The 10,610-nt window shown below is 45.1% G+C and carries 9 protein-coding genes; 2 read left to right on the top strand and 7 right to left on the bottom strand.

What is annotated here, in order from left to right; genetic code table 11:
- Positions 1-56: 56 nt before the first annotated feature.
- The 7 genes from recQ to IV55_RS03960 form a co-directional block, all read right to left on the bottom strand.
- Positions 57-1,835 (bottom strand): DNA helicase RecQ, encoded by a 1,779-nt coding sequence (gene recQ / locus IV55_RS03930; RefSeq protein ID WP_057809590.1) that lies wholly within the window; start codon positions 1,833-1,835, stop codon positions 57-59.
- Between the two features lie 7 nt (positions 1,836-1,842).
- Positions 1,843-2,148, bottom strand: coding sequence for a rhodanese-like domain-containing protein (locus IV55_RS03935; RefSeq protein WP_057809592.1), 306 nt, complete (start codon positions 2,146-2,148; stop codon positions 1,843-1,845).
- A gap of 180 nt (positions 2,149-2,328) precedes the next feature.
- Complete coding sequence (locus IV55_RS03940; RefSeq protein WP_057809595.1) at positions 2,329-3,738, bottom strand: C69 family dipeptidase; 1,410 nt, start codon at positions 3,736-3,738, stop codon at positions 2,329-2,331.
- Between the two features lie 63 nt (positions 3,739-3,801).
- On the bottom strand, positions 3,802-4,398 hold the full coding sequence (locus IV55_RS03945) for a cadmium resistance transporter (protein ID WP_057809597.1): 597 nt from the start codon (positions 4,396-4,398) through the stop codon (positions 3,802-3,804).
- 237 nt (positions 4,399-4,635) lie between these two features.
- Positions 4,636-4,992: a hypothetical protein gene (locus IV55_RS03950; protein WP_057809599.1), complete on the bottom strand. Its 357-nt coding sequence runs from the start codon at positions 4,990-4,992 to the stop codon at positions 4,636-4,638.
- Positions 4,993-5,265: 273 nt separating this feature from the next.
- Positions 5,266-7,230 (bottom strand): M13 family metallopeptidase, encoded by a 1,965-nt coding sequence (locus IV55_RS03955; RefSeq protein WP_083483918.1) that lies wholly within the window; start codon positions 7,228-7,230, stop codon positions 5,266-5,268.
- Between the two features lie 91 nt (positions 7,231-7,321).
- Entirely contained in the window at positions 7,322-8,080 is a 759-nt protein-coding gene (locus IV55_RS03960; RefSeq protein WP_057809601.1) for a nucleoside phosphorylase, read from the bottom strand.
- A 213-nt stretch (positions 8,081-8,293) separates the two neighbouring features.
- Between IV55_RS03960 and IV55_RS03965 the strand changes: the two genes are divergently transcribed.
- Together IV55_RS03965 and IV55_RS03970 are read left to right on the top strand one after the other, a co-directional pair.
- Entirely contained in the window at positions 8,294-9,451 is a 1,158-nt protein-coding gene (locus IV55_RS03965) for a LysM peptidoglycan-binding domain-containing protein (protein WP_057809603.1), read from the top strand.
- A 172-nt stretch (positions 9,452-9,623) separates the two neighbouring features.
- Positions 9,624-10,466 (top strand): metallophosphoesterase family protein, encoded by an 843-nt coding sequence (locus IV55_RS03970; protein ID WP_057809605.1) that lies wholly within the window; start codon positions 9,624-9,626, stop codon positions 10,464-10,466.
- The last annotated feature ends 144 nt before the right edge of the window (positions 10,467-10,610 follow it).

Below are 10,610 nucleotides of genomic sequence, written 5' to 3' on the forward strand. Positions count from 1 at the left end.
ACTACCACCGTACTTGTTCTTGCTCGGATTCAGACCAGGCCTGCTCGCACTCTGTTCTACCCGGGCTGAATTGCACTCTGTTCTTTAATAACTTCCAAGAATGCTTCACCATATTTATCCAGCTTGTTTTGCCCGACACCCTTAATGGATAACATATCCAATGTCGTTTCCGGCAATTCTTCACAAAAGGCCTGCAACGTTTTATCGGAAAAGATGACGTACGGTGGCACATGCTGTTGTTCTGCAAAGTTCAATCGTAGTTGACGCAAGGCCTCGAATAAGTCGCCATCGACTGCCACCGTTCGTTTGGCTTTCACAGCCCCACGACGTAACACCTTCGCTTTACCTTTTAAGACACTGCCGCCTAACTCGCTGACCTTCAAAGTTGGGTATTCGCCACCTAATTGTTTCAAATACCCGCTACTCGTCAGAAAATCAATCAGATCACTAACTTCCTTTTGCGTCTGTCCCTTCATCAGTCCATAAGTCGACAGATCCTCAAAGTGTTCATCTTTAATGCGCTTATTTTTTGATCCAGTCAACACTTGCGCAATCAATGCTTTCCCATAGCGTTGCCGCATGCGCAGTACGCAGGACAATACTTTTTGCGCGTCCACGGTGACGTTGACTTGGTCGCGTTCGTCCAAACAATTCCCACAATGTCCACAAGCCGGTGCAGCTTCGCCGAAATACTTCAAGATAAACTGTTGCAAACAACCTTCTGTATTGCCATACTTCGACATTTCCTGCAGTTTCAAATATTCTCGCGTCTTAAACGTCGGTTCCATATCAGACTGCTCAATAAAGAAATGCTGAATCTGTAAATCGGAAGGTTGATACAGCAAAATTGCTTCACTCGGTAAACCATCACGCCCAGCACGCCCGGCTTCTTGGTAATAGGCTTCCAAATTGCCAGGTACTTGGTAGTGAATGACAAACCGGACATTACTCTTGTCAATTCCCATCCCGAACGCATTGGTTGCGACCATGACCTGCAAGCGATCATACAAGAAGTCTTCTTGGTTCTGATTTCGCACTGCTTCACTCAAACCAGCATGGTACATCCCCGCTTTAAAGCCTTTGTGTTGCAGTAATTGGGCAACCCGCTCGACTTCTTTCCGCGTGCTAGCGTAAATAATACCTGCTGCATTCGGATTTAACTTCAAATATTCAAGCAAGAAGGCTTCTTTGTTCTGGTTTTTAACAACTTGAAAAGACAAGTTATCCCGCGCAAACCCAGTACTAACTTCATTTGCAGGCGCAATGTTCAGCCGTGCCATGATGTCAGTCGCAACTTTGCTGGTGGCTGTCGCTGTTAAGGCTACCACCACCGGCTGTGATGGGAACTGATGGACCGTGTTCATTAAATTGAGATAACTCGGCCGAAAATCATGTCCCCATTGCGAAATACAATGGGCCTCATCAATGGCCAACTGTACAATATTGAGTTCACTCAACTCACTTAAAAAGCGTTCATCGTCTAACCGTTCAGGCGCTAAGTATAGCAACTTCACTTGATCCATTGCCGCCATCTGTAGTCGATGTTCGATTTCTTGATAGTCTAAGGTACTGTTAATAAACGTTGCTGGAATTCCATTTTCAGCTAACGCATCCACTTGATCCTTCATCAGAGAGATCAAAGGGGACACCACAACGGTTAGACCAGGTAGCATCAACGCCGGGATTTGATAGCACAGTGATTTACCACCACCAGTTGGCATAACCGCCAGCACATTCTCGTGGTTCATGATTTTATCGATGATCTGATCTTGGCCAGGACGAAAACTATCATAACCAAATTTATCTTTTAAAATTGCTAGTGCTGCTTCCGCCATGAAAACCTCATTCTGTGACTGTTGCAAATCCGGCTGCCTGCCAAGCTAAAGTGCCGCCGGTAACGTTACTGCCATCAATTCCGACCAATTGCATTTGCTCGATAGCAAGTGCAGAGCGGCGTCCAGAACGACAAATAATTGTATAAATAACTTTATCGCTTAACTCACTCAGCCAAGCGTTGATCTGACTCAACGGACGATTGATTGCTGTCGGCACATGACCTTCACTGAATTCATCAGCTTCGCGAACATCAAGCAACTGCCCAATAATCGGTAGGTTGTCATGCAATTCATGTACATCAACTGTTTTCATTTTCCGTCCGCCTTTCTGCTTTATTCATTATACAGGCGTCATCAAAAAGTACAACGTATGGCCCCTTTTGAAAATCATTTCGACAACAAAAAAGTGAGTTTCAAATGACGCGTTGTTCAACTCGCGAACACATCATTTTGACTCACTTTTACATACGCAACTTTGTGCTATTTAATTCTTCTACAAATTATCCCCAGGTTCAAAGGTTATCGGTGATAACTCCAGTGCTTCTTTAACCAAGTGATCCATCAGTTGTTTAGTCCTCTGTGTCACTTCAGCAGCTGTTTGCTCATTTTGTGCTGTTAGATAATCAGCAACATCCCTGTCAACTGCGGCATCAGTCGCACGCACACGCTGGCTTACATAGGCCTGGCACGCATCACGATATTCATTTACCTCTTCAATGAAGTCATGATAATGCGGTTCAATCAAAACACCTAGTGATTTGTACAACCAGTATGCGTTGTCTAATGAAACAGCTTCAGTCGTATTTTGGTAGTTCACAGGCGTATCCATCACATTCGTAAAGAATGGCACATACGGACTATAGGCAAAGAAGCCCATTGCAACCCACTCAATGGCCGCATGTGCTGCAGCAACAGCCGGACGGATCTGCAAGATATGCGAAATCTGATTACGATCCAAAGCAATGGATCTAAACGTATGCTTTTGTTCCTCAGTTCCCTTACCAAACGGATCATAGACGGTTCCTTGATAATGCGACGTTAAAAAGTTCTCGATATCTTCCACTGTCAGTTTGCGATTTGCGTGTTGAATGAATGGAATCGTCTGACTGGTTGGTTCTTGTTCCAAGTCAGGTGTAAATAGCTTTTGCCCATACCAACTACGCGGTGTGTTGTAATGTGCATCACTTTCCGTATGCGTTCCAAAAATCTCACGAAAGTTAAACGTGGTTGGATCTGGATTTAGCTGATTTTCTGTCACAAACTGCTGTAGCCCAGTTGACCACATGTAGTTTTCGGAATCATTAAAATCGAGTGTTTGAATGCTAATTTGGTTAGGTGCAATTGCGTAGGCATCATCTGGCAAGCGCACAGCTGCCCAATTATGACCGCCCGCTGTTTCCATATACCAAACATCTTCGTTATCAGAAAACGCAATTCCGTTACTTTCGCCAGTACCATATTGTTCAATCAAGTTGCCGAGGCGTTTGACACCGTCTTTGGCAGAATCAATGTAGGGCAAGACCAGCGTTACCATTGCTTCTTCATCGACACCATCATGCACTAGTGGATCAGCGCCAAGGGCACGTGGATTCGTAAAGGTCGTTTCAGTCGCACTCATGGCAACGTTATGCTCGTTAATGCCGGCTTCTTCATACAAACCTTCATCAGTTGGCACACTAGGTTCCGCGGTATAACGATATGCATCTTTCGGCAAATCAATGTGAACACCGGTCGTCACTGAGGTATACGTTGTTGGTTCGCCATGACGTGCTGCATGAACGATAAATTTTTTTGGCCCAATGGCGCCGTAGCCATCTTCATTTCTAGCGATGATGGTTGAACCATCTAATGTCGCCTGCTTACCAACCAAAATTGCGGTACATGATGAGTGATTTGCTTTCATAAACTGCCTTCTTCCCTTAATAGTCACAGTGTAGGCGTTCCCTTTATGAAATAACAGGGGTCACTAGAGAAAATGAGTAATCGTGCCACTTTCCCACAGCACAGCACAGCCAAGCACAATATAGACCACGGCGGTCATATGGCTGCCATAGCGCTTTAAGAGACCGGTCAAGTGTGGCATCGTCGCTAATCGATAGCCCAGCCAACAAAAGATTGTCAGCATTACAAAAAGACCGGTTAATAACGGTCCTAATTGACTACGACTGGTTTGCGTAAATAACGGTACATAAATTCCAACGTTATCCGCACCACAGGTCGTCACGGTAATTAACGCCACGTTCAATAACACATGACGCTTCTTTTTCATTTCATTGGCAACTTGTGCCTCATCATCAGCATCTTTCACGACTAGTAAGCGAATCCCTAAAACAATCGGAATTAGGCCCAGTAGCCCTAATAACCACGGTTGAGGAATCAAACCTAGCGCAAACGCACATAGTAAACAGGCCACGACTAAAATGATGGCACCCAGCAAGTCACCCCAATAAACCGACCAGCGGGCCGATCTTGGTGTTGAGCCAAAAATAACCGTTAACACAATTAAATTATCAATACTCGTTGAAACATAGAGTCCAAGACCCGTAAAAAAAGCAGTCAGCATGATTTCTCCACAATGATCTAACATTTTTATGCCCTAAGATTAACTCACATTAATAGTGTTTTTATGCCGAATATTATCTTTTATCGATTTTTATGATAAAAGATTCTAAAAACAAAGCCACATCATCGCAACACTAACAAAACGGACAACATTCCGATAACCGCTTTTTTGACACTAAAAGGCGCTTGAAACATAACCGAATATGTTCCAAGCGCCTTTATGTCAATAAAGTTCGCGTCAAAAATGTGCAATATCAGAACTTTTGGTCGATCCAGCAACATACTGCGTGTCATCGTATGGCTTAATTCCATGCTGCAGCGCAACTGCTGCTAATGTTTCTGCTAAATAATTCCATTCGTCCTGATTCAAATAAGCACCGTTGACGTTAACAATCGTCCCATCGTTAACGTCAGGAATCACAAGTGCCGGAATATGAGTCAATTTTTCAACATCATGTTTCGTTAGCTTTAATTGCGTCATATAGTACTCAGTGGCCCGTGCACTGGGATTCGTTAATAACCAACCAGCACCCTTTACCGCTCCACTATGAAATGTACCTCTAACCAAATACCACCACAATCGATGTGTTTTCATAATTTTCATATCCTCTGTTATGTGGCCAAAGCGCGCTCACGAAAGTAGACCTCTGTTTGCTGCATTGCAAGTCCGCCGTCCGTGGCTAAAGCCACTACCGCCGTACTTGCAATTGCTCGGAGTATACCCGGGGTGTTTTGCTCTCTACTTTCCAAAACGAGCTCGGCGACCCATACTCCTGTGCATTGCCTGCCGACCGTCCGAGTCGTTTCACGCCCCTACCGCCCTGCCTGCAATTGCTCGGAGTATACCCAGGTCGCCTCGCTCTCTCTACTACCAGATGTGTACTCTCTTTTCAGGTGCCAGCCACATGCCGTCGCCTTCTTTTACGTCGAAGGCCGTGTAGAAATCATCCAAGTTTTGTGCCTGCACGTTGGCCCGTAACTTTGCTGGCGCGTGGACGTCGATACTCAACAACAATTGTTGGTATTCAACGCTGGCCTTCATGCACCAGACTTTACCCCAGTTCTTGAAGAATTCTTGGGCAGAAAAGTCTGCATCTTCTTTGGCTGCTTCTAACGCACAGCTTAATCCGCCTTGGTCAGCGACATTTTCTGATACGACTAGCTTCCCGTTAACCTTACTACCAGCCAACTCTAGGCCATCAAATTCGTCGATCATGGCCTGCGTCAATTCCTTAAAGTGAGCTAAATCCTTTTCTTCCCACCAATCGTGCATATTGCCATATTCATCAAATTGCGCACCGTTATTATCAAAGGCGTGTGAGATTTCATGGGCAATGACGGCACCAATGCCACCGAAGTTTTCCGAAGCAGTCTGCTTTAAGCTGTAGAATGGCGCCTGCAAGATAGCAGCTGGGAACACGATGATGTTGCTTGAAGGATCGTAATACGCATTAACCATTGCAGGATCCATGTCTTGCCACATTGTCCGGTCCACTTCATGATCGATTTCGTCAAAGTTATTCTGCACTGCGATTGCATGGAAACGAGCAGCATTTTCAAACAATGTACCACCGTCAGCAGCTGACTTCACAACATATTGAGCATACAGTGGATTAATTTTGTCAGGATACCCAACGTTTGGAATCAACGTGTCGAGTTTAACCACTGCTTGCTTCCGCGTGCTTTCGCTAAGCCAATCATTGTTCGTTAGCCGTTGCTTGTACACATTGATCATCCGGTGCACCATCTTCATGACGTCAGCCTTAGCTTTGGCGCCGAAATATTTACGCGCATAATAATCGCCGACAACCATTCTAAATTGATGGTAGGCCAAATAGAAGGCACCTTTTTGGGGATTAAAGGCCGCTTTACTACCAGACAATGCCCGACTGTATTCACCGCTGATAACCCGCGCATCATCGGTCAAAGTTGAGGCTGCATTACGGACTGCACTCACAATCAGCCAACTCTTTACTTCAGCAAAGTTGTCAGCAGTCACAATCTCATTGACCGCATCGTAGAATTTCGGATCACTTACGATCACCTTGTTGGCACGACCAGCTAAGGCGTCATTAACATACGCTGCCAAATCAAGTACCGTACTGTGTGTGCCAAATTCAGCAATGGTCTGAGGATTATATTGCTTTGGATAATCCGCCATTTCTTCACTGCTTTTTTCATGAGCAGCAAACTTGGCATCCAACGCAATCGTTTGATCCAAAATAGTCGTTGCTTCTGCTTCTTCAAAGCCAGCCTGCGCTAACAGCTTCATCATCATTGACCGGAACACCGTCAGTAATTTAGGAGCAGCTTCGTTTCCATCTGCATAGTACGTCGTGTCAGGCAAAATCAACGAAGGTGATTCTGCCCACAAAACGTTGTGCTTCGTGTCTTTCATGTCAGGCGCAACACCGATGCCAAAGATAGAGCCAACGCCTTCCTTAGCAAAACTGACCAATTGTTTTTGCAAATCAGCATAGCCATTTAGCGCAGAAATTTTTGCTAACAAAGGTTTCACCGGTTCAAAACCGGCCTGATCACGTGCATCGTAATCAGCCGCCAATTGATAATAAGCGATGAAGTTGGCTAATAAGACATTGTTAGGTTCAACTGAACCGTCTAGCATCTCACCGAAGTCTTTCATCAATGTCTTTTCGATGTTATCCGCTAAATCGGCAAATCCACCAGTCGTGGGTTTATCATCCGGAATTTTGGCAGTCTTTAGCCAATCACCATTAACACCTAAATACAGATCATCTTTGATTGCTGCCGTGCCTTCAGATGCAGAGCTTGCACCACCAGCTAGGGCTGCTGTTATCTTTTCTTTCAACATGTAACTTTTCCTCACTTTTAATTAGAAAATGGTTAGAAACTCAATTCAGTATAACAATCTTAATCACTAAACGAAAGGATACACGAGCAAATTATGCTGGTAACTCGCGAAGTATCGCCACACCTAATTGCACAGCTGTGGACCGTGCACCCATGCCCCAATTACGTTTATCATAACTAGCCGTATCTGCTAAGCTATCCGCTGTAAAAAAGAATTGGCCCAGATCCACATTACGGAAGGCCGCACAGGCAGCTATAGCAGCACATTCCATCTCAACTGTCTCATAGCCTTGCGCCCGATATTTTTCAATCAAGCCAGTTGTTTCACGAAAGAAACCATCCGTCGTCCACGTCTTGACTGCAGCTGTTTCATACCCTGCAGAGTTTAGGGCGGTGCGGATCTGCAGCTGCATTTTCACATTCAGCTGGATTGTTTCAGCAGCTGGCAAATAATGGTAGGAGGTGCCCTCATCGCGTAAGGCCACCGTTGGTATTAGAAAGCCGTTTTCGGCATGTTCAGTTAACACACCACAACTACCCATACTTACAATTTGCTTTGCGCCATGGGCAATCAGATAGTCCAAAATTTGCACAGCTGCTGGTGCACCTAATGGCGCTTGCGCAACCGTCATGTTCTGGCCAGCTACCGTTATCTCCCAAATTGGTGTCACTTTAGTGATCGTTTCAAATTCATACACCTTATGTGCGTGATATTTTGCCAGCAAGGGTTCTAGATCTGTTTCGCTGACAAACGGAAACAAACACTTACTGCAACCTTGGTATTCAGGATCTTCAGTCGGTGTCACCACACTCGTTTGATTTTCGTCATAATTAAATAGTGGAATTGGCATGACAATCTCCTCATGATATTTTAATTTGGAGTATACCGTTTGTTCGTAACATCGTCCATATCCCCCAAAAATGACGAAATCAATTAAGTTTTGGTTCAGTTTAAGTTCAAACATTTACTTAATTTGAAATTATTCGTATGGTTTTCTCTGTAATGAAAAATAATGTGTGCATTTAAAATCAGTACGACTATTTTTTAACCAAGGAGATTTCACATGAGTAACCGCCATAATAAAGCATCAAAACCATTCAATATGTACAAAACGAGTAAGCAATGGCTCATCGCCAGCACCTTTTTAACCATGGGTGTTATCGGTAGTAGCGCCAAAGCTGATTCATGGAAAGCTAACAGCGTTGAACAAGTTAAGACTGCCTTACTGCACCAAAAACAGCCGCAAAGTTACATTATCCAACCTGGTGACACGCTGTGGGCGTTAAGTCAGGCAACCGGCATCAGTGAATCCGCCTTGCAGCAACTGAATAACATGACCAATGCGGATTTGATTATCACCGGTAATAAATTAACGGTTAACGCAAACGGCTCCGTCAGTTTGGCCAACGCACAAGGTCACACACAAGCAACGGTTCAGCCAGCTGCACCTATAAGCCAACCACGAGCTATCATTTCAACACCACAAAGTCAGGCTCCCGCAGCTGCATCTGTTGCACCTGTCCAAAGTGCTGCGCCTGTTGTTACTAGTGTTGCGCCTGTGCAAAGTCAGGCTGCCAGCGCCGATAGCAATGGTCAATCAACCGCTGATAGTTTAGCTGCGGCCCAAAGTGAAGCAGCCAACGCTAATAGTATTGCATTGGCTCAAAGTCAGGCTTTAACTGCAGATAGCCTCGCACTTGCACAAAGCCAAGCAGCTACTGCAGATAGCCTCGCTACTGCTCAAAGTCAGGCCTTGACAGCCAATAGCATTGCCGTTGCACAAAGTGAAGCAGCAAATGCTAATAGTATTGCATTAGCTTCGAGTCAAGCGCTGGTTGCACAACAAAGTGTTGCGGCTGCAACACCCGCACCGGCAGCGCAACAACCTGTACAGCAAGCGCCTGTTCAACAAGCAACGCCACAGCCTGCACCAGCTCCTGTAGCAGCACCAGTTCAAGCCGCACCACAACAGCCAGCTCAACCTGCATCTACAACAACTGCTGATGAAGCAGCGAAAGCTTGGATTGCTAACCGCGAATCTAGCAACTCTTACACTGCTACCAATGGTCAGTACTATGGTAAATATCAATTGAGTCTTGATAAACTCCATGGTGATCTTTCAAGTGCTAACCAAGAGAACGTTGCTACCCAATACGCAACTTCTCACTATGGCTCTTGGGCCAATGCGCAATCATTCTGGCAAGTTAACGGCTGGTGGTAAACCGTTAATCGGAAATTATTTATCACGCATTTTCTCTATTTTAAATTCGTACACAAAAAGTCGTATCTATGACAATGTAATTTATGTCATAGACACGGCTTTTTTATGCAAGTTTTCAAAAATTGTATTTCCGATTTAACACCGTATAATAGTAACGTTAGGGGGAATTGGTATGAATACAACCATCGCAGTTATTTCCGACAGTCACGGCAACGCCACTGCACTAAAAGCAGTCATCAAAGACGCACAAGCGCATAATGCCGACGAATTTTGGGCACTTGGTGATATGGCTTTTGGTGGTGCTTCGTCAGCAGAGTGTTATGACCTGTTAGACAGCATCAACACAACTCAGTACCTAATGGGCAACTGGGAATCGCTTTACAATCGCGCGTTAACTAAAGGTCACTTTGACTTAAGCAATCCAACCGACGTTTACTTTTTAGTCTTGTCACATTATGACTACGCCCGTCTAACGCCTGAACGAAATAAACAGCTCGCCAAGTTACCAATGACCGGACGCAAGCACATTGCCAATACAGAAATTTCGCTTATCCATAACTTACCGACCATCAACTTTGGTCACACCCTCTTTCCACCTGAAGCACAGGCGAACTTCGATGAATTACTGCCAGATGATTCCGTCGACGTTGCGTTATATGGACACACGCATACCCCAATTTGGCGGTACACGACAACTGGCCAAATGATTTTAAACCCCGGGTCTGTTGGGCAGTACTGGTCTAAACGCCCACAGTTACTCACAAATCGCGATGCTTGTTATCTGCTACTTACAATTTCCGATCACGGTATCACGGACGTCGACTTCCGCCGTGTACCGTTCGACATTCAAACAGAACTCACATTTGCTCGTGAACATGACTTTCCTTATGTCGATTTATACGAAAAGCTCATGGCCACTGGTAATGCCTCGACGCATGATTTACCACTTTTAGCTAAAATCAACGAAGAACGCCATTATAATGAACTCGCCCATGACTTTCTTGCTTCACGATGATGCTTTCTCTGCGGCGATGGGGGTCAGTGTCTCCGACAAAACAGGGTAACAGTGAGCTCACTGCGTTCGCAGGCGGAAAACTAGCGAGCCTTGCCGTTGCGGGCTTTGCGAATTCTTCGCAGCCCTTCACTCCCGGCAGGCTAG

This window comes from Furfurilactobacillus siliginis (assembly GCF_001437435.1).
Taxonomy (GTDB): Bacteria; Bacillota; Bacilli; order Lactobacillales; family Lactobacillaceae; genus Furfurilactobacillus; species Furfurilactobacillus siliginis.

Excerpts from the sequence above, each read along its gene's own strand:
- IV55_RS03945 (WP_057809597.1), bottom strand. The coding sequence starts at position 4,398 with ATGCTGACTGCTTTTTTTACGGGTCTTGGACTCTATGTTTCAACGAGT.
- IV55_RS03940 (WP_057809595.1), bottom strand. The coding sequence starts at position 3,738 with ATGAAAGCAAATCACTCATCATGTACCGCAATTTTGGTTGGTAAGCAG.
- IV55_RS03935 (WP_057809592.1), bottom strand. The coding sequence starts at position 2,148 with ATGAAAACAGTTGATGTACATGAATTGCATGACAACCTACCGATTATT.
- IV55_RS03965 (WP_057809603.1), top strand. The coding sequence starts at position 8,294 with ATGAGTAACCGCCATAATAAAGCATCAAAACCATTCAATATGTACAAA.
- recQ (WP_057809590.1), bottom strand. The coding sequence starts at position 1,835 with ATGGCGGAAGCAGCACTAGCAATTTTAAAAGATAAATTTGGTTATGAT.
- IV55_RS03955 (WP_083483918.1), bottom strand. The coding sequence starts at position 7,230 with ATGTTGAAAGAAAAGATAACAGCAGCCCTAGCTGGTGGTGCAAGCTCT.
- IV55_RS03970 (WP_057809605.1), top strand. The coding sequence starts at position 9,624 with ATGAATACAACCATCGCAGTTATTTCCGACAGTCACGGCAACGCCACT.
- IV55_RS03960 (WP_057809601.1), bottom strand. The coding sequence starts at position 8,080 with ATGCCAATTCCACTATTTAATTATGACGAAAATCAAACGAGTGTGGTG.
- IV55_RS03950 (WP_057809599.1), bottom strand. The coding sequence starts at position 4,992 with ATGAAAACACATCGATTGTGGTGGTATTTGGTTAGAGGTACATTTCAT.